At 66.5% G+C, this 19,420-nt stretch carries 14 protein-coding genes; 5 read left to right on the top strand and 9 right to left on the bottom strand.

The window, feature by feature from the left end:
* Positions 1 to 122: 122 nt before the first annotated feature.
* The 3 genes from LNV28_RS13690 to LNV28_RS13680 form a co-directional block, all read right to left on the bottom strand.
* A complete protein-coding gene (locus LNV28_RS13690; RefSeq protein WP_263519127.1) occupies positions 123 to 1,448 on the bottom strand; it encodes an MFS transporter in 1,326 nt (441 codons plus the stop codon).
* Positions 1,445 to 2,236, bottom strand: coding sequence for a MerR family transcriptional regulator (locus tag LNV28_RS13685; protein WP_263519128.1), 792 nt, complete (start codon positions 2,234 to 2,236; stop codon positions 1,445 to 1,447). Before LNV28_RS13685 ends, LNV28_RS13690 begins: the two co-directional genes overlap by 4 nt.
* A 133-nt stretch (positions 2,237 to 2,369) precedes the next feature.
* Entirely contained in the window at positions 2,370 to 4,463 is a 2,094-nt protein-coding gene (locus LNV28_RS13680; protein WP_263519129.1) for a serine hydrolase domain-containing protein, read from the bottom strand.
* Positions 4,464 to 4,740: 277 nt separating this feature from the next.
* Between LNV28_RS13680 and icmF the strand changes: the two genes are divergently transcribed.
* Entirely contained in the window at positions 4,741 to 8,031 is a 3,291-nt protein-coding gene (gene icmF / locus LNV28_RS13675) for a fused isobutyryl-CoA mutase/GTPase IcmF (RefSeq protein ID WP_263519130.1), read from the top strand.
* Between the two features lie 108 nt (positions 8,032 to 8,139).
* A complete protein-coding gene (locus LNV28_RS13670) occupies positions 8,140 to 9,264 on the top strand; it encodes a TerB family tellurite resistance protein (RefSeq protein WP_263519131.1) in 1,125 nt (374 codons plus the stop codon).
* A gap of 68 nt (positions 9,265 to 9,332) precedes the next feature.
* On the opposite strand, the gene LNV28_RS13665 is transcribed toward LNV28_RS13670, so the two are convergent.
* From LNV28_RS13665 to LNV28_RS13650, 4 genes are all read right to left on the bottom strand, one after another.
* Complete coding sequence (locus LNV28_RS13665; protein WP_263519132.1) at positions 9,333 to 10,235, bottom strand: SMP-30/gluconolactonase/LRE family protein; 903 nt, start codon at positions 10,233 to 10,235, stop codon at positions 9,333 to 9,335.
* Between the two features lie 93 nt (positions 10,236 to 10,328).
* A complete protein-coding gene (locus tag LNV28_RS13660) occupies positions 10,329 to 10,799 on the bottom strand; it encodes an Lrp/AsnC family transcriptional regulator (protein WP_263519133.1) in 471 nt (156 codons plus the stop codon).
* A 4-nt stretch (positions 10,800 to 10,803) separates the two neighbouring features.
* Entirely contained in the window at positions 10,804 to 11,841 is a 1,038-nt protein-coding gene (locus LNV28_RS13655; RefSeq protein WP_263519134.1) for a transglycosylase SLT domain-containing protein, read from the bottom strand.
* Between the two features lie 31 nt (positions 11,842 to 11,872).
* Positions 11,873 to 12,748 (bottom strand): substrate-binding periplasmic protein, encoded by an 876-nt coding sequence (locus tag LNV28_RS13650; protein ID WP_263519135.1) that lies wholly within the window; start codon positions 12,746 to 12,748, stop codon positions 11,873 to 11,875.
* Positions 12,749 to 13,010: 262 nt separating this feature from the next.
* Here LNV28_RS13650 and LNV28_RS13645 point away from each other — a divergent pair, with 262 nt between their 5' ends.
* Positions 13,011 to 13,763, top strand: coding sequence for a DUF6683 family protein (locus tag LNV28_RS13645; protein ID WP_263519136.1), 753 nt, complete (start codon positions 13,011 to 13,013; stop codon positions 13,761 to 13,763).
* Positions 13,764 to 13,781: 18 nt separating this feature from the next.
* On the opposite strand, the gene LNV28_RS13640 is transcribed toward LNV28_RS13645, so the two are convergent.
* Together LNV28_RS13640 and LNV28_RS13635 are read right to left on the bottom strand one after the other, a co-directional pair.
* Positions 13,782 to 14,279 (bottom strand): GNAT family N-acetyltransferase, encoded by a 498-nt coding sequence (locus LNV28_RS13640; RefSeq protein WP_263519137.1) that lies wholly within the window; start codon positions 14,277 to 14,279, stop codon positions 13,782 to 13,784.
* Positions 14,269 to 14,655, bottom strand: coding sequence for a rhodanese-like domain-containing protein (locus tag LNV28_RS13635; protein WP_263519138.1), 387 nt, complete (start codon positions 14,653 to 14,655; stop codon positions 14,269 to 14,271). Before LNV28_RS13635 ends, LNV28_RS13640 begins: the two co-directional genes overlap by 11 nt.
* Before the next feature lie 203 nt (positions 14,656 to 14,858).
* Here LNV28_RS13635 and pdxR point away from each other — a divergent pair, with 203 nt between their 5' ends.
* Entirely contained in the window at positions 14,859 to 16,337 is a 1,479-nt protein-coding gene (gene pdxR, locus LNV28_RS13630) for a MocR-like pyridoxine biosynthesis transcription factor PdxR (protein ID WP_263519139.1), read from the top strand.
* A gap of 314 nt (positions 16,338 to 16,651) precedes the next feature.
* The gene (locus LNV28_RS13625) at positions 16,652 to 19,405 is read left to right on the top strand and encodes an ATP-binding protein (RefSeq protein WP_263519181.1); all 2,754 of its coding nucleotides are present in this window, start codon (positions 16,652 to 16,654) and stop codon (positions 19,403 to 19,405) included.
* Positions 19,406 to 19,420: the final 15 nt, after the last annotated feature.

Here is a 19,420-nt window from a genome sequence, read left to right as displayed (position 1 = left end):
CAGTGCGGTCGAAGAAGCCAGAAATTGGAACTTGGAGTTCATGGTCAGAGCGCTCTCGCTTGATAAGAAATGAGGTGCGCCCATCATCGCAGCTTGCGCAGCCCTGCCGATCGCTCCAGCCTTCAAACGCCGGCTCGCGGTTCCGCCGGCACCAAGTAGGCGATGCGCCGGATCGGCGTCAGCCAGAGGCCGAGAAGCACGATCAGCAGCAAGCAGACGCCCGCAGCCGTGAAGAGATCGGCCACGGCCAAGAACCGCAGCGCAGCACCAGCCAAAGCAGCAGCCAAAGGCGCCACGCCCATGAAGATGAACATGAACACACTCATGGCCCGGCCCAGCATGGCCGGCGGCACGCGCTGCTGCATCCAGCTGAACACCGCCACCTGCACCAGGCCGCCCAAGACTCCCAAGGGCAAGAGCAAAGCGGCCCCCTGCCAGCTGGCGTGGATGTGGCCGAAAGGCATGAAGACCAGCGCGGCCACGGTGTCGATCAAGAGCACCGTGCCGCCCAGCGTGGACAGACGCCAGTTGGGCCGCAGGCCGGCGATGGCCATGCCGATCAGGCTGCCCACACCATGCACTGTGAGCAGCAGGCCCAAGCCCGCGGCCCCCTCCGGCAGCTGGTTCTTGGCCAACACCGGCAGCGCCACCTGCAAGGGTCCAGCGACGAAAAAGGACACCGCCGCAAAGTAGAGGCAGAGGCTGCGCAACTCGACATCGCGCCAGCACCAGCGCAAGGCCTCGGCCACGGCTTGCAGCACCGACTGAGCATCGGCCAGGGGCGCCGTGCGCGGCAGCAGGCGCACGCGGCTGAGGGTCCAGCTGGACAGCACAAAGCTCAGGGCATCGAGCGCAAAGGCCCAGGCCAGGCCGCTGCGCCCAGGCGCTGCGCTGGCGTCGAGCCCCGAGGCCTGGCCCGCGATCAGCAGGCCCGCCGTGACCGGCCCCAGCAAGGCAGAGAGCTGGCGCAAGGCCATCAGCAGGCCATTGGCCGGCTGCAACAGGGCCGGCGGCAGCGCCTGAGGCAGGATGGAGCTGCCGGCGGGATAGCTGAAGGCCGTGGCCAGGCCGATCAGCAGGCTGATCGCATACACGGCCTGGAGACTGACCGTGCCCGAAGCCACCATGGCCGCCAGCGCGCCCAGCAGCAGGGCATTGGCCCATTTGCTCAGCTGCAGCACGGCTTGCGAGGAGTAGCGGTCGACGATGGCACCGCCGATCAGGATGAAGACCGCGCGCGGCAGGCTGGCCAGCGCCAGCACAGTGCCCAGCACCAGCGGGTCGCTGCTGAGTTGCAGCACCAGCCAGGGCAAGGCCAGCAAGGTGAACTGATCGCCCAACATGGACAAAAATCCACCGCCCAGCAGCCAGCGGAAGTTGGCATTGGCGAACAGGGCGCGGCGCGGGTCGGCAGCCGGCGCGGCCTTGACGTCGTTCGCGGCACTCATGCTTGCGCCTCGCCGGCGGCTGCTGCATCGCCGGAAGCGGCCACGGCCTGACGCAAGTAGCCGATCAACTCAGGCGTCACGCCGGTGAGGCGTTGCAGGTCGGGCTCCTGCGCATACATGGTCGTGACCTTGCTGCGCAGCGTCGGGCTGTCACCCACGAACTGCTGGGTCAGGGCCATCCAGCGCTGCGCCAGGGTGCGCACACGCGGACTGCCAGACGGTGTGCCTCGCGCCATTTCCTGCTGCACGCTTCGAATCAGGGCCGGCCACTCGGCCTCGGCCGCGAGCACGCGTTCGGGCCCCATTTGCGCCTTCTGCTGCGCCAGCACCAGGCGGTCCTCAGCGCTGAAGTACTTGTCCTGCACGCGCATCATGGACATGGCGAACAACAGGTGTTCGATCAAGCTCGGTTCGGTATCCGCACCCGCGCCCTGCCCTTCCGCCTGACGGGCGACATGCTGCAGCGCATCGAGCAGCTGCTGTTGCTGCAGCATCTGCGCCTGCAAAGCCGCCACCTGGCGCGCCAGCACCTCGCGCAGCGCCGGGCTTTCACTGTCCAGCAAGGGCCCGATGTCCTTCAAGGCCATGCCGGTCTGGCGCCATGCCAACAGCCGGTGCAGACGCAACACATCGGCCTCGCTGTACAGCCGGTAACCGGCCTCGCTGCGTGCCGAGGGGAGCAAAAGCCCCAGCTTTTCATAATGGTGCAAGGCGCGAACGGTCAGCCCGCTGCGCTGGGCCAGCTCACCCACGCTGTAGTTGTAGTTGTTGCTGTTCTGCTCGTTCATGGCCTGCTTTGCATCTCCAAACGGCTCGCCCCATGCGAGTCAGGCTGGATGATGAAGCCTACCCTTGCGTCAGGGTCAAGCCCGAAACGAACAAGCAGGCCAAACCCTGTCGCGGCCAGGCTGCGGCCGAGCTTCAGCGCCCGCAGGCCGCCGCCGTCCAGGCGCCGCTGTCGTCTTGCTTCCAGCGGCCGCAAGCCGGGGCGAACTCGTACTCGTGCTGGGCATCGCGCAAGATCAGCGGCGCCGCCGCGCGAGCGCCGCCAGCGGGCTTGGCCGCGCCGAGCACGAACTCGATGCCGCCGATGCCTGGGTCAATGGTCATGAAGGACTGGGTGCCGTCCTCGGCCTTGCGCAGAGCCACTTCGCTGTGCCAATGCTGGAAGCGGAAGTCCAGCTTGCCGCCTTTCTTGCCCACTTGGATCGGCCCCAGCTCCTTGCTGACATAGCCGGCGTTCAAGGCTTCCATGCTGGCCTTGGGCACGGGCAAGGTCAGCAGTTCGCGCGCCCGCTTGGCCTCGGCATGGCGATTCAGGGCCGCCAGGCGCAGGCGCTCGTCGGCCTCGGGCTTGCCCTCGAACACGATCTCCAGCAGCTTGCGCAGGAAGGGGCCGCGCAGCAGCACGCCGGAATCGGAGTTGGTCAGGATGGTGCCGCCGATGCCAAAATCGGGCAGCCAGAACATATCGCTGTGAAAGCCGATCATGTCACCGCCGTGGCGCACCACGGTGACGCCTTGCTGGCGGTCAATCATCAAACCCATGCCGTAGTGAATGTCTTCGCCCACCATGACTTGCGGCGCATAACGGGCACGCCAGTTGGGCTCGCTGATCAGGATCTGGCCCTCGGGCGTGCGGCCCTGGCCCAGCTCCATCAGCACATAGCGGCTGAAATCGCGCGGGCTGGTCCACACGGCGCCGGCCGGCCGGGCCGGCACGATGGTGTAGTTCAGGTCCATGCGCGCCGGGCGGGTGCGGCCCATCAGGTCGTCACCATGCGGCTCGGCATGGTTGCCGCGCAATGCCTGGGCGAAGTCGAAGGTGGTGTTCTTCATGCCCAGCGGGCCGAAGAGCTTGTCGCGCATCAGGCGGTCGTAAGCGAGACCGACATCCTGGCCCGGCGCGAAGGCAGAAGCCGCGATGTAGCCACCGGCCGCCACCATCAAATTGCTGTACTGAAACACCTCGCCAAACTGGCTGGTCGGCTTCATCAGGCTGAGCTGGTCGAAGGTGGAGCTGGCCGGCGCCTTCACTTCACCGAACAGCCATTCCAGGTCCTGGCGCGGCATGCCGGTGCAGGCGCAGACCAGGTGTTTGATCAGCACCTGCTGGGTCACGCCTGGGTCGGCCAGCTTGAAGCCAGGGAAAGCCTGGGCGGCCGGTTGATCCCAGCGCAGGCGGCCGGCATCCACGGCCTGGGCCAGCAAGGCCGTGGTCATGGCCTTGGTGTTGGAGGCGGCCATGAAGACCGTGTCGGCATCGACTGGCTTGGTCGAGCCCATGGCCCGCACGCCCAAGCCACCTTCGAACACCACCTTGTTGCCATCGATCAGGCTGAAGCCCACGCCCGGCACATCGAGCGCCTTCATGCCCTGGGCCAGAAAGGCCTTGAGCGCGGCGATGCGCTCCGGCGTCAGCGGCAGCGGCTTGCGGCCAACAAAGCTCTCTCGCTGGTAGCCCTGCGGGCGCAGGCTGGAGAAGGTCTGGTTGATGGGGGAGCCGCGTTTTTCGATGGTGGCCTCCGAGCCCTCCAACATCAGCACCACCCAGCGGCTGCCAGCGCGCCGCGCCATGGCCTGCAGCACCAGGCGCTCGTTGGGCGAGGTTTCGTAGTCATAGACCCGCTGCTCCTCCCAGCCGTGGCGCGGCGGGCGCGGCGTGGCCAAGCGCAGACTGCGCTTGAAGCCGGGCTTGAACAGGGCCCAGGCCTGGGCGACGGCGCTGTCGGCATCCTTGGCCTCGGCCAGGTCGGCAATAGCCAGAGTGGCATCGCCCTCGGGCGCGGTCATCAAGCTGAGCCGGCCTTCGTTCTTGAGCACAAAGCCCTCGGGGGGGCTGAAGGTGTGGCCGGTGGCGGTCTGTTGGCTTGCCGCCGCGGCGGCAGCCGGCGCCTCAGCGGCGCGCAAGGGCGTGGCCGGCAGCGCAGCCGCCAGCAACACGGAGCAAAGCCAGGTGGCCGCAGCCCCCGTGGCAAGAAGACGATGCTTGTTGGCGAGGGAGGGACGGGGCACAGCAATCTCCTGGTTCGGCCCGCGACAGCACAGGGCGGCCGTGGCGGGCGGGGGTGAAAGTCAGGACGGGCAGCGCTGGATGCTAGGCGAGATCGCCGGGCTTGGGCAGACTTGACGAAGCTCACCCGAGAGCGCAAGGAGGTACAAGGAGGTGCAAGGACGAACCCAGCCTTCGCGGCCAATGACGTTTACGTAAACGTCAATCAACACCTAGAATCCGCCCACCTTTGCTGATAGAACCGGGCTTCGCCACCGCACAGCCCGCAGGAGACTCGCCATGACCGATTTGTCCGCCGAAAACAAAGCCCTGGCCAATTACCGCCCGACGAACAAGGTGCGCTTTGTGACGGCCGCCAGCCTCTTCGACGGCCACGATGCGGCCATCAACATCATGCGCCGCATCCTGCAAGGCATGGGCGCCGAGGTGATCCACCTGGGCCACAACCGCTCGGTCGACGAGGTGGTCACCGCTGCGCTGCAGGAAGACGCGCAAGGCATCGCCATCAGCTCCTACCAGGGCGGCCATGTCGAGTACTTCAAATACATGGTCGAGCTGCTGAAAGCACGCGGCGGCGAACACATCCAGGTCTTCGGCGGCGGCGGCGGCGTGATCGTGCCGGCCGAGATCCGCGATCTGGCCGCCCACGGCGTGCGCATCTTCAGCCCCGAAGACGGCCAGCGCATGGGCCTGCAAGGCATGATCGGCGAGATGGTGATGAAGGCCGACCAGGACTTCAGCGTCTACGCCCCCAGCGCCCTGAGCGCCCTGCAAGGCCACAGCGAAGCCGCCTGGCGCGCCCTGGCCCAGCTGATCACCGCGCTGGAAAACGACAAGGCCGATGCGAACCTGGTGGCCGAGCTGCAAGCCGCCGCCAAGAGCATCCAGGTGCCCGTGCTGGGCATCACCGGCACCGGTGGCGCCGGCAAGAGCAGCCTGACCGACGAGCTGATCCGCCGCCTGCGCCTGGACCAGAGCGACCGCCTGCGCGTGGCCGTCATTTCCATCGACCCCTCGCGCCGCAAGAGCGGTGGCGCCTTGCTCGGCGACCGCATTCGCATGAACGCGATTGGTCCGTGGAGCCAAGGTCAAAGAGTGTTCATGCGCAGCCTCGCCACCCGTGACTTCGGCAGCGAAATCTCCCCTGCCCTGCCCGACGCGATTGCCGCCGCCAAGGTGGCCGGCTTCGACCTGATCGTGGTCGAGACCTCGGGCATCGGCCAGGGCGATGCGGCCATCGTGCCGCATGTGGACGTGCCCATGTATGTGATGACGCCCGAGTTCGGCGCCGCCAGCCAGCTCGAGAAGATCGACATGCTGGACTTCGCCGAGTTCGTGGCCATCAACAAATTCGACCGCAAGGGCGCGCTGGACGCGATCCGCGATGTCGCCAAGCAGGTGCAGCGCAACAAGGAAGCCTGGACCACCGCGCCGGACCAGATGCCGGTCTTCGGCACCATGGCCAGCCGCTTCAACGACGACGGCGTCACCGCCCTCTACCAGGCCATGAAGCCTCGCCTGGCCGAGCTGGGCCTGCAGCTGCAAGAAGGCCGCCTGCCCCTGGTCGCCACCCGCCACAGCACCCACCAGACGCCGGTGGTGCCCGCTGCGCGTGTGCGTTATCTGGCCGAAATTGCTGACACCGTGCGCGGCTACAAAAAGCGCGCCCGCCAGCAGGCCACGCTGGCGCGCGAGATTCAGCAGCTCTGGGGCAGCTCACGCATGCTGCTGGAAGCCAACCCCGAAAAGAACGGCGCCCGCACCGCCCTGGGCGAGCTGGCCGAGGCCCGCGAAGCGCAGATGGAAGGCGGCGCCCGCCAGCTGCTCAAGCAATGGCCCGATATGCAAAAGGCTTACGCCGGCGACGAGTACGTGGTGAAGATCCGCGACAAGGAGATCCGCACCAACCTCGTTCACACCAGCCTCTCGGGCACCAAGATCCGCAAGGTCGTGCTGCCGCACTACGAGTGCCATGGCGAGCTGCTCAAGTGGCTGCTGCTGGAAAACGTGCCGGGCAGCTTCCCCTACACCGCCGGCGTGTTCGCCTTCAAGCGTGAGGGCGAGGACCCGACCCGCATGTTCGCCGGCGAGGGCGATGCCTTCCGCACGAATCGCCGCTTCAAGCTGGTGTCCGAAGGCATGCCGGCCAAGCGCCTGTCCACCGCGTTTGACTCGGTCACGCTCTACGGCGCCGACCCGGCACCGCGGCCGGACATCTACGGCAAGGTCGGCAACTCCGGCGTCAGCATCGCGACGCTGGACGATATGAAGGTGCTGTACGACGGCTTCGACCTGTGCAGCCCCACGACCTCCGTGTCCATGACCATCAACGGCCCGGCGCCGACGATTCTGGCCATGTTCATGAACACGGCCATCGACCAGAACCTGACCAAATTCCGCCAGGACAACGGCCGCGAGCCCACCGCCGACGAGGCCGCCAAGATCAAGGACTGGGTGCTGGCCAATGTGCGCGGCACGGTGCAGGCCGACATCCTGAAGGAAGACCAGGGCCAGAACACCTGCATCTTCTCGACCGAGTTCTCGCTCAAGGTGATGGGCGACATCGCCGAGTACTTCGTGCACCACAATGTGCGCAATTTCTACTCCGTCTCGATCAGCGGTTATCACATCGCCGAGGCCGGCGCCAACCCGATCAGCCAGCTCGCGCTGACGCTCTCCAACGGTTTCACCTTTGTGGAAGCCTATCTGGCGCGCGGCATGCACATCGATGACTTCGCGCCCAACCTGAGCTTCTTCTTCAGCAACGGCATGGACCCCGAGTACACCGTGCTCGGCCGTGTCGCCCGCCGCATCTGGGCCGTGGCCATGCGCGACAAATACGGCGCCAATGAGCGCAGCCAGAAGCTGAAGTACCACATCCAGACTTCGGGCCGCTCCCTGCACGCGCAGGAGATCCAGTTCAACGACATCCGCACCACGCTGCAGGCCCTGATCGCCATCTACGACAACTGCAACAGCCTGCACACCAATGCGTTTGACGAGGCCATCACCACGCCGACCGAAGAGTCTGTGCGCCGCGCCATGGCCATCCAGTTGATCATCAACCGCGAGTGGGGCCTGGCCAAGAACGAGAACCCAAGCCAAGGCGCCTTCATCATCGAAGAGCTGACCGAGCTGCTGGAAGAAGCCGTGCTGAGCGAGTTCGAGAAGATCGCCGAACGCGGCGGCGTGCTGGGCGCCATGGAGACCGGCTACCAGCGCAGCAAGATCCAGGAAGAGAGCATGCACTACGAGATGCTCAAGCACACCGGCGAGTACCCCATCATCGGCGTCAACACCTTCCGCAATCCGCACGGCGACCACGCGCCGGAAAGCATTGAACTGGCCCGCTCGACCGAAGAAGAAAAGCAAAGCCAGCTGCACCGCCTGCGCGATTTCCACCACAGCCATGCCGGCGACAGCGCCACCCAGCTGCAGCGCCTGCAGCAGGCCGTGATCGACAACAAGAACGTCTTCGAAGTGCTGATGGACGCCGTGCGCGTCTGCTCCCTGGGCCAGATCACCTCGGCGCTGTTCGAGGTGGGCGGGCAGTACCGGCGGAGCATGTAAGTGCGACCAGGGCGCGGGCGCCGAACGGCAGCCTTGCCCCTGCGATTGCCGGGTCACAGGCCGCTCGGTTACGCTTGCGCTCCCACTGCTTGAAGGGAGCGCCGCACCGTGACAGCCGATCAGACCCACAACGTCGCCCATGATCTGACGCGTTTTTCAGGCGTGGAACGCGTGGTGGCCGAGCCGCTGCGATTCAAGGCCAAGCTGGCCATCGGCGAAGACGCCTACGCCTCGCTGCGCATGGTCAACCGTGCGCGCGAGGTCTGGGATGTGCTGGGCGCTGCGGGCGCGGGCGCTGCAATTGCCAAGTCCAGCCTGGTGGCTTCGACTTTTTTTGCGCCCAGCGGGCTGATGGGCGCCATGGGCATTGGCGCCGCCGCCACACCGGTCGGCTGGGTGGCCTTCGCGGCTCTGGCCTCGGGCGGTGCCTGCTACGGCATCTATCGCTGGCTGGGCCACAGCAAGGGCAGCCGCGTGATCGAGATTCCGAAGTTTCTCAACACGCCGCTGGACACCTTGGGCCTGGCCCTGTTCGATCTGATCGCGCCGCTAAGCTTGAGTTTGGCCATGGTCGACGGCGAGATTGAAGCGGCCGAGCGTGCGTTTCTGCGCCAGCACCTGGTCGATGAATGGGGGCTGGACCCGCGCTTTATCGACGCCGCCATCGGCGCTGTCGAGTCTGAGCTTGCCGAGGCGCCGTTGGAGGTTTTGGCAAAAGACCTCTCCGACCTGCTGCATGCCAACCCCGACTGCAATCAGAAAGTCATGGTGGAAGAGCTGATCGCCTTTCTGGCCCAGATGCTGGAAGCCGCCGGTCCGCTCTCCAACGAAGAAAGCCTGGCCCTAGCCCGCGTGTCGCAGACCTTGCGGGCGGCGCCTGCCAGCGAACTGGCCGCGTCTTGGGCCACGGCCAAGACCAAGGCCGGCGAAGCGGCCGAGCAGGTCAAACGCGCCACCCTGGAGGCGGCCGACTGGACCGCCGAGCGCCTGCCCACGGCCGAACAGCTGCGCGAGGCGGCCGAGCAATCCACACAGCGCTTGAAAGTCGGAGCCAGCAAGGCCGGCCAGACGGCCGAGCAGCTGGGTCTGGCGGCCGCCGAGGCCGCGGCTCAAGCGACGGCCTGGGCCAGCGAGCGCCTGCCCAGCCAAGAGCAACTGTTGAGCCAAGCCCAACAGACCGGCGACCAGCTGAAACTCGGCCTGGCCCGCCTCAAGGCGAAACTGAAGTCCTGAAGGTCTGAAGTTCGCCCGCGACACCGCGCGGGCCGGAATTGCCAGCGCGCGCCCGACGGGCCTCGCCCTCAAAAGGTTTTGGCGCCACTGACCGCGAGCAAGAGCGCATAGAGCGAGCTGCTGGCGCAGATGAAGAGTCGGTTGCGCTTGGGGCCCCCGAACACCAGATTGGCCACACGCTCGGGCATGAGGATGCGCCCGATCAGCGTTCCGTCAGGCAGGTGGCAGTGAATGGCGCTGCCGGCACTGGTCCAGAGCCGGCCCTCCTCGTCAAAACGAAAGCCGTCATAAAAGCCGGTTTGGCAGCGGATGAACACCTCGCCGCCGGACAGCACCCCGCCCTCCCCCACGGAAAAGCGCCGCATGGTGCCGCAGTCGAGCCCGGTGTCGGCGATGTAGAGATGGCGCTCATCGGGCGAGAACGCCAGGCCGTTGGGGCTGACGAAATCATCGGCCACCACTGTGAGCTCGCCGCTGCGGGGGTCCAGCCGGTAGACATAGCAGCCCGGCAATTCCTGCTCGGCCTTGACCCCCTCATAGTTCGACGTGATGCCGTAGTTGGGGTCGGTGAACCAGACCGTGCCGTCGGACTTGACCACCACATCGTTGGGGCTGTTGAGCCGGCGACCTTGGTAGCGCTCGGCCAGCACGGTCAAGCTGCCGTCATGCTCGGTGCGCAGCACACGGCGCCCGCCATGCTCGCAGCTGATGAGGCGCCCTTCCCGGTCCACCGTATTGCCATTGCTGTAGCCCGAGGGCTGGCGAAACACACTGACCGCGTTCGAGGCCTCGTCCAGGCGCAACATGCGTTCGTTGGGAATATCACTCCAGACCAGAGAGCGGTGGGCGGGAAACCAGGCCGGGCCCTCGCACCAACGGTTGCCCGTGTGGAGTTGCTCCAGCTGGGCACTCAGGCGAATGCAGTCTTCAAAACGGGGATCCAGGATTTCGTAGCGGGCGGGGCTGTTCATGGGGGGCTCGATCTGCCAAAGCCCTCAGTGTCGGCAGGCAGCGGCGTCGCCCGGCGGCGTTTTCGACGGCCCTCGCGCCGACAAACCGCAAACTCAAACGGCCAAGGGCAGAGCCAGGCCCAGCTTGGCACTTTCAAGCACAAAGGTGCTGCGAAACTTTTTGATGTTGGGGTCGTCAAAGAACAGCTCACGGGTCAAGCGTTCGAAGGACGCCAAATCGGCCGCGGCAATCAAGAGCACGAAGTCGCTGGCGCCGGCCACATACAAGCACTGCTGCACCTCCGGCCGCGCGACCATGCGGCGCTTGAAGCCATCGATCACCGCCTCACGGCTGGCTTCGGCCAGTTCAACCTCGACCAGCACGCTGACGCCAAGGCCCACCGCCTGCGCGTCGACCAGCGCCACCTCCGCTTGGATCACACCGGTCTCGCGCAGGCGTTTGATGCGGCGCTGCACCGCCGTCGCCGACAGGCCGACACGGTCGGCGATCTGCTCCGCGCTCTGCCGGCAGTCCTGCTGCATCAGGCCCAGAATCTGCCGATCAAACTTATCAAGAGTCGCCATCGTTTCAGGGCCTTCGTGGCGCCACAGGGCGCCAGAAATCCAGCACCGGCGAGGGTGGCGTCACCGCGGCATCGAAAGGGTGGTTTCGCTGCCCATGCACCGCTGTCAATATCCGGCGCACATAAGCCCGAGTCTCCGCGTACGGCGGCACGCCGCGGTAGCGCTCCACCGCCCGCTCACCGGCGTTGTAGCCGGCCAAGGCCAGGGCGACATCGCCCTCAAAGTAGGCCAGCAGCCAACGCAGATAGGCCATGCCGCCACGGATGTTCTGCGTCGGGTCGGTCAGGCGGCTGACCTTGAAGCGGCGGGCGGTGTCGGGCATCAGCTGCATCAGCCCTTGAGCGTTCTTGGGCGACAAGGCAGCCGGATCGAAATTCGACTCGGTGGCCATCACGGCCAGCACCAAGGCCGGTGCCAGGCGGTACTCGGGCGCCACTTGCTGGACGAAGTCGACGATGGCCGCCGGGGCCTGCGCCGGCGGCGGCATCGCGGGCCAGTCTTGCGAGCGGGCCAGTGCTTGCCCTTTTGCGCCAGGTTTCTGAGCCGCCATCACCGGCTTGGGCGGCAGCACATCGGCCTCGGGCGGGCGCAGGCAAGGCGGCGGTTCGCCCATGGGCGTGCCGCCCATGGCGGCCAGCATGCGCTCGGCCTGGGCGATGCCTTGCTCGGCGGCGGCGGCAAACAAATGGGCCGCTTCGGCGTCGTTGCGGGCGATGCCGCGGTCATGGCTGAGCATCCAGGCCAAGCTGTACTGCGACTCAGCGTCGCCGTAGCGAGAAGCACGGCAGTAGAGCGCGGCGGCGGCCGCCGGGTCGCGTGGCACGCCATTGACCCCATGCTCCAAGGCCTTGGCCTCATCACGCCAGCGCAAGACCTGGGACGGCACCACCAGGGCCCGGTCCGGCGGCGGGCCGCTGGGGCGCGGCAGCTGTTCCAGAGTCAGCAAGGGAGGCGCGGTGACAAGGGGCTGCGCCCACAGCGGCGCCGCGGCGGGCAAGGCCAACAGCAGCAGGACAAGAGCAGGGAACAGAGCGGGCTTCACGGCCGGCAGTGTAGGCGCCGTGCGCCACGCCTCAGCTGCCCCAGCGCCCTGGCTCTTCCCAGAGTTCGCTGCGCCGCAGCGGGGTGGCCTCCGGCAGCAAGGGGTTGCGCAGGGCCAGCACCTGGCGCCGGTTCAAACCCAGCTGCTTGAGTAGTGGCTGCATATGCTGCAGGAACAGCGCCCGCATGCCGCCGTCACTGACCAGGCGCTCTAGCCCACGGCCCAGATCCTCGGCCAGGCGCGGCTCCCTTGGGCTGACAAAGAAATAGAAGGCCGTCGGGTAGCGCAGCAGCAGGCCCGGCGCAATGGCCAACTCGTGCTTAGCGCCATAGCGAACCAGATCGTCTTCAATCTCCAGAGCCGAACGCGGGAAATAGTCGGTGCGACCACGCTGCAGCATCGCGAACAAGCTCTCGTAAGCGCTGGCCGTGCCGACCTGGAGGCCGTTGGCACGCAGGATCTCGGTGTCAGGCCAGTCGTACATCTGGCCCGCGGTCAACGGGGCCAGCTCGGCCAGGCTGTGGATGCGCGCGAAACGCTGCTGATCACTCTTTCGAACCAGCAGCAGGCGCCAGCCCATCAAACCGCGGTCGAGCGGGATGCGCAGCGGCAGAAGCTCGCGCTCCCGGGATTTGCTGGTCATGCTCCAAATCAGCTGCAGCGGCCCCTCGCCGGCGCTGAGCTGCCGGATGGCCCGGCCTTGGCCGACCGGTTGCGGCACCGCCTGCAAGGCGTACGGGACCCCGCAGTGCTCGATCGCGAGCTTCAGGACCTCGATGCAGTAGACCCGGAACGGGTCCTCCAGCCCGCCGAACACCGGGTAGCTGATCGTCCGAGGCGTGGCCGCCACACGCCGCGGCGCGACGGCCGGCAGGGCCAGGCTGAGCAAGAGAGCACGTCGATCCATCGGGGCGGGAAACAAGGTCAGGCGTTTCAACCATTGTGCGGCGGCGCTGCGCGACTGTCATCCCGACGCCACAGCTGTGCACCAGAACCAACAGCGCGCGGGAGATGCGCAGAAGGCGCGGACTCTGCGACCGCAGTGTCCTCAAGGCTGGAGATGTCCGGTAACAAAGTCGTTAGGCCGCCGGCCTCGTGACGCTGCGCCGACCTCTAGACTGCGGCCCATGTTTCAAACGGCGGCCCGCGGCCGCCAAGGAGCGGATCCGATGAAGTTGAATTCCTCATTCCGGGCATTGCGTTTCGGCCGGCGCACGCTGGCAGGCTTGCTGCTGTGCAGCCTGCTGCAGTCAACCTGGGCCTTCGACATCCCGCCGCCACCGCCACCGCTCTACCAAGGGCTGATCTTCCCCTTGTTCCCTGGCTCCTCGGCCATTCCCTTTTCAGGCAGCTCAGCCAGCAGCAGCAACAAACCGACTCCACGCAGCAATAGCAACCACACGTCCAGCATCACGCTGGCGACCGAGCCGCCCCAGGTGCAAGCCCATGCGCGAGAGCTGGCCGCCCAAGTGCTGCCGGCACAGCGCGAAGCCCTGGCTCAGGCCTACAGCCAAGCCTTCGAAGGCTACCGCCAGCTCGAGCGAAAGCTGGGCCTGCCGGAGAACGATGTGGCCAATGCCTTGGCCGCCTTCATCGCCGGCAACTACATGGCCATGCACCAGGTCGAGGTGCCCGACGCCAGCTTTGTCCGCCTGGCCGCTCAGCTGCGCGAGACCCTGCCCCGCAACCCCGGCTTCAGCGCCAAGAGCGGCGCCGCCAAGCGCAAGCTCTATGAGCAAAGCGCCATGCAAGGCATGTTCATGGCCGTGGCCCGGCTGGCTTTTCTCAAACAGCCCCAGCCGGCGGCCGAGCAGAACTACCGCGCCGCCGCACGCGCCAGCCTGGAGGCAGCCTTGAAGCTGCCGGCCGAGCAGATCCGCATTGACGCGCAAGGCCTGCAACTCGGCGCCACCACGCCCTGAAGCCAGACGCCGGCGGATTCAATCCGGTAGCGCCAGGATGAAGCGGCGCTTGATCCGTTCCTGCGCACCCTGCCGGCGGTAGAAACGCGCCGCAGCCTCGTTCCACTCCGGCGTTTGCCACTGCAGCTCACGGCAGCCCTGGGCGCGGGCATGGCCGCTGGCGAGCTGCAGCAAGACCTGACCCCAGCCCTGGCCGCGCAGCGCCGGCTGCAAGTAGAGGCAGTCGAGATGGGCATAGGGCTCGGCGGCCAAAGTGGAAAAGTCCAGCGTCAGGCTGGCATAGCCATGAGCCCGGGACAGGGACAGGGCCTGCGGGCCGCACACCAGCCAAGCCTGCACGCGCTGCTGCAACAAGGCAAGCTCCAGACGGCGTCGCCGTGCTTCACGGCCATCCGGCAGGGCCAGGCCTTCAAAGGCGGCGTGCGCCTCGCCCAGGCGGACCAGAGCCTCGGCATCGCCTGGCGCGGCCCGGCGCACAGTCAGCGACGCTGGGTCCAGCGAGGCCTCAGCACGCACAAGCGATCAAGGCATGGCCGCGCATGCTGCCGGGCTCGCTGCCCTGGGCCACGGGGTGGCCGTCGCGCTTCCAGAAGTCCAGCCCTCCCAGCATCTCCTTGACCTGGAAGCCCAGCAAGGCCAGCTTGAGCGCGCCCTTGGTGGAGCCATTGCAGCCGATGCCATCGCAGTAGGTCACATAGGTCTTGCTGCGGTCCAGGCCGGCGGTGCCGGCAGCGTCCATCAACCGGTGCGGCAGGCTCAGCGCACCCGGCACATGGCCGGCGGCGTAAAGCGCCTCAGAGCGGGTGTCAATAACGACCAGGGCGGCTATGCCGGCGCTCAAGTCCTCGGCCACATCCCAGGCATCGGCATGGAAGCGCAGCTTGGCGGCCATGAAGGCAGCGCTCTCAGCGGGGCTGGGGGCGGGGTGGGCCAAAACCAGGGACAAGCTCGATTCTACAGATACAGCAATCACAGGAAACTTCCTTTGCGAAATGAACAACAAGGTGGCAAGCCGGGGCTGAGCCACACGGCAGGGCCACTGTGCGCCGCATTGGCCTTAGCATTGAGGCCAATTTCCTCAATTCAATAAGACCCATGCCTCCATCCCGCCTCTGGCTGCAGTGGTTCGAGCGCGGCGCAGCCGCAGGCCTGGGCCGGCGCGAGCAGCTCTGCGCCAGCCTGCGTCAGGCCATGCGCGAAGGCGATCTGCAGCAGGGCGAGCGCCTGCCTTCGAGCCGTATGCTGGCGGCCGATCTGGGCTTGTCTCGCGTGACAGTGGAGGCGGCCTACGGCCAGCTGGAGGCCGAGGGCTATCTGAGCCGCCACATCGGCCAGGGCAGCTTTGTCGCCTTCGCCATGACTCAGGCTCCCGCTAACAGCCCCCGCGCAGGGGCCAGGCCGCAACCGCAGCCCAGCCGCCCGCCCCCGCTCTCTCTGCGCGGCCAACGCATCGCCAGCGGCGGCGCCTGTGAAGACCCGCGTCACCCCCTGCCTTTTGCCGCCGGCAGCCCCGATCTGCGCGCCTTTCCCCTGCCGCTCTGGCGCCAGCTGATCAAGCGCCGGCTCAGCGACGCGGGCGGGCGCGAGCTGCTGGGCTATGGCGATCCCCAAGGCCTGGCCTGCCTGCGCGAAGCGATTGCCGGCTATCTGCGCCAGGCGCGCGGCCTGCGCTGCAGCGCAGAGCAAGTGCTGGTGCTGACCAGCTCGCAGCAGGCTTTGCAGCTGCTGGCCAGCATGCTGCTGGATGAAGGCGACAGCGTCTGGATGGAAGAGCCCGGCTACCGCGGCGCCGCCACCGCCTTTGCCGCTGCGGGCGCGCGGCTGCGGCCGGTGCCGGTGGATGCGCAGGGCCTGTGCCCACCTGCGGGGGATGCAGTGCCAGCCCCGCGCCTGATATTCCTGACGCCCTCGCACCAATACCCCAGCGGCGTGGCCCTGAGCCTGGCCCGGCGCCAGGCCTTGCTGGAGTTGGCGCGGCGCGAGGGCAGCTGGCTGATCGAGGACGACTACGACAGCGAGTTCCACTACGAAGGCCGGCCCATGCCCGCGCTGCAAGGCCTGCAGCCCGAGCAGGAGCCGGGCCGGGTGCTGTACCTCGGCACCTTTTCCAAAGCCTTGTTCCCTTCGCTGCGCCTGGCCTATCTGGTGCTGCCGACGGAGCTGGTGGCGCCGCTGTGCACGGCGCGCAGCATCCAGGACGGGCACAGCGCCCTGCTGTCCCAAGCGGTCACCGCTGACTTCATCGCCCAGGGCCATTTCGCCGCGCATCTGCGTCTGATGCGCCAGCTCTACCGCCAGCGACGAGAGGTCTTGATGAACGAGCTGCAGGCCCGCGTCGGCGACTGGCTGCGGCCCCAGCCCAGCCCGGGCGGCCTGCAGATCGCTGCCCTGCTGCCACCCAAGGAAGAATCGCTGTGGACTCGGCGCGCCACCAGCGCCGGCCTGCTGACGCCCAGCCTCAGCGCACTCTATCGGGGTCCTGCGCGTCAGGACGGCTGGTTGCTTGGCTTTGCCGCGCTGACGCCGGCCGAAATCGTCGCCGCGGTGCAGGCCTTGGCTGCGCTTCAGCGCTGAACACAGCGTCAGCACCTCTCGCGCTCTCGCAGACTTACTTGGCGCCCAGGAGCAACACCAGCCGGAATGCGGACGCGGAGCCCGCCGTTGAGGGCGCGGACGGCCGCTCCCTTGAACGCTCCTCCGGCCGCGGCCATGCCCTCTCGTGGGTTCCGAAATGGATGAACGAAGGCGGCCCGACGCTGGGCAGCCTTGTAGACTCCGGCGTCTGCAGAGAACGTCGTGACGAAATGCAATTCTTTGCCAATTCAGAGGATCTTGCGCGCCTGGAGTCCAGGCTTGCTGCCGCATCTCCCGAAGCGGTTCCCGCCTTGATGTTGGCCCTGGCTTGGCAGCTTCGCCAACGCGATGTCAGACGTGCATTGCAGTTGGCTGAACAGGCGGAACGCTTGTTCATCACGGTCGCTTGTGCGGGCAGCGAATGGCAGCGCCACCAAGCACGACTGCAGCTGATACGAGCCGAAGGCGCCTGGTTGCTTGGCCATCTGGAACAAGCCCGGCAGCTGCTGCGCGAAGCCTTGGCCGAGTTCGAGCGCCTGCAGGACCCAGCGGGACGCGGAGATGCGTATTGGCTGTCGGCTTTTCTCAGCAATGACTGCGGCGCGCCGCAGCAGGCCTTGCAAGACATGCAATGCGCCTGCGAGGCCTACGCCGCCAGCGACGATGGACAACGTCGACAGATGGGCCTGGCCCGCAGCATTTATGTGCAGGCCTATCTCGACGCATCGGCGGCCCAGGCCCTGCTGGCCACTTGCGGTTTGGAGGAGGGGCTGGCGCTCGATCCGGCAGCGGCAGCCTGGCTGCATGCCGGCATTGCCTTGTTGGCCGGATTGGCGAGCCAGCATCGGCAAGCCACTTGGCATTTCCAGTTGGCTTGTTCGAGCGCACTTCAGACCGGTCAGATCAAACAAGCCGTCATGGCCGCGGCCAGCATGAGCTTTGCGTTCCTGCAATTGAACAACCCGGCCTTGGCGCTCGAGTGGTCCGAACGCGGGCTGGAGATTGCCCGCACAGCTGGCCTGGATGTCTTGACAGGCAGCATGCTGCAACGAACCGGCGAGGCTTTGCGCCATCTGGGCCAGCCGGCCGCTGCCCAGGCGCATTTGCTGGATGCGCTCCAGGCCTTGCAGCCAGTCAAGGCTTCGCGCAATTATCTGATCGCCCTCATTGAGCTGGGCGATATCGCCCTGGCCCTGGCCGAGCCGGCGCAAGCCTTGGATTGGTTCAGGCAGGCCGAAGCGATGTGTCGGGCCATGTCGGCACAAGACCGCTTGATTGATGTCTTGCGTGGCTTGGCGCTTGTGAAAAAGCAGCTGGGCAGCCCGGACCAGGCGCTCGCCCACGCCCAGGAGGCACTCAGTCTCTGTCATGCATGGGGCTACCGTATCGAGCAGATCGAGCTTTTGCAGGTGGTCGCCGGCTTGCAGGGTCAGCTGGACCTAGCGATACCGGTTTCTGAGCAAAACCATGCGCCCAGCCCCGCCCTGCACTATCTCCAGCAAGCCTTGGGACTGGCGGCGCAACTGGAGGGCTATGTTGTGCCCCATGCCTTGCTGGAAGATGCCGCCAGCGAATGCGCTCGCCTCGGTCAGTTGGAGCAGGCCTATCAACTGGCGCTGCAGGCGGGGCTCTCGCGTGAACGCATCCAGTCCAGGGAGGCCGGCAACCGCGCCATGGCCGTGCAGATCCGCCACGAGATGGAGCGGGCGCGCTTGGAAGCGGAGCATTTGAAGCAGCTCGCCCAGGCCCAAGCCGAACGCGCATTGGCTGAGGCGCACCGAGCCGACGCCTTGCTGGGCGCCAATGCAACCCTGGAAGATTTGGGCAAGATCGGCCGGGAAATCACCGCCAGCCTGGATGCCGAGGCGGTGTTCAATGCCTTGGCCCGCCATGTTCAGGGTCTGCTCGATGCCGCCAGCTTTTCGATCTATTTGTTGGACGAGCAAGGCTGCTTCTTGCACAGTGCGCTGCGCGAGGAATGCGGGCAGCGCTTGAGCCCTCACCGGATCGCCCTGGATGATCCTGAGTCCAATTTGGTGCGATGCGTGCGTGAGGGGCTTGAGATCGTTCGCTCCTTGGCTGCGGGCACGAGCAGCCCGATGCTGATTCCTGGAAGCTTGCCGACACTGAGCATGATGTTTGCGCCGCTGACGGTCGGTGAGCGCTGCCTGGGGGCCATGACCATCCAGTCCGTCCGCGAGCAGGCTTATGGGGAACGGGAAACCGCGATTTTTCGAACGCTGTGTGCCTATGGTGCGATTGCCTTGGCCAACGCTGAGGCGATTCAGGCCTTGAAGCGCACGCAGGTCTTGCTGGTGCAACAGGAAAAGCTGGCGTCGCTGGGCGCCATGGTGGCGGGACTGTCACATGAGCTGAACACGCCGATCGGCAACGCCCTGATGGCGAGCACGACCCTGGAGAGTCGCTTCGATCAGATCGCCCAAACGCTGACCGAAGGCCAACTGCGTCGCTCCGCGCTGGACAGCTTTGTGGCCGATGGTCTGCATAGCTCAGCCTTGGTGACCCGGTCCATGAAGCGTGCGGCCGGTCTGATTGCAGACTTCAAGCAACTGGTGGTTGACCAGGCGTCGGAAGAGCGGCGCGAGTTTGATCTGAGGAGCTTGGTGGAAGACTGCGTGGCAGCGCTGCGCGTCCCGGCCGAGCTGTCAGGTTTGCGGGTTCATATCGAAGTGCCACAGGCGCTGCGCTGCGACAGCTACCCAGGGCCTCTGGGCTGGGCCTTGGGCAATGTGCTGCAGAACTGTTTGACCCATGCTTTCAAGGGCCGAGCAAGCGGCCGTATCGCCATTGAACTTGAGGTCCATGGCGATGTGCTGCACCTTGAGGTGGCGGACGATGGCTCCGGCATGAGCCCGCAGGTGTTGGCCCATGTGTTTGACCCCTTCTTCACCACCCAGCTGGGGAGTGGCGGCTCCGGGCTCGGGCTGTCGGTGGCTTACCGCATCGTCACCACGGTGCTGGGTGGCGATTTGCAAGCGAAGTCCTCGCCCGGGCAGGGCAGTCGTTTCATCCTGAGCTTTCCGCGTAGCGCCATGTTCCGCATCTGAGCGCCTGTCGCTTTG

It is taken from the genome of Paucibacter sp. DJ2R-2 (genome assembly GCF_025717675.1).
GTDB lineage: Bacteria > Pseudomonadota > Gammaproteobacteria > Burkholderiales > Burkholderiaceae_C > Paucibacter_A.
This window is presented reverse-complemented; position numbering and strand designations above follow the sequence as displayed.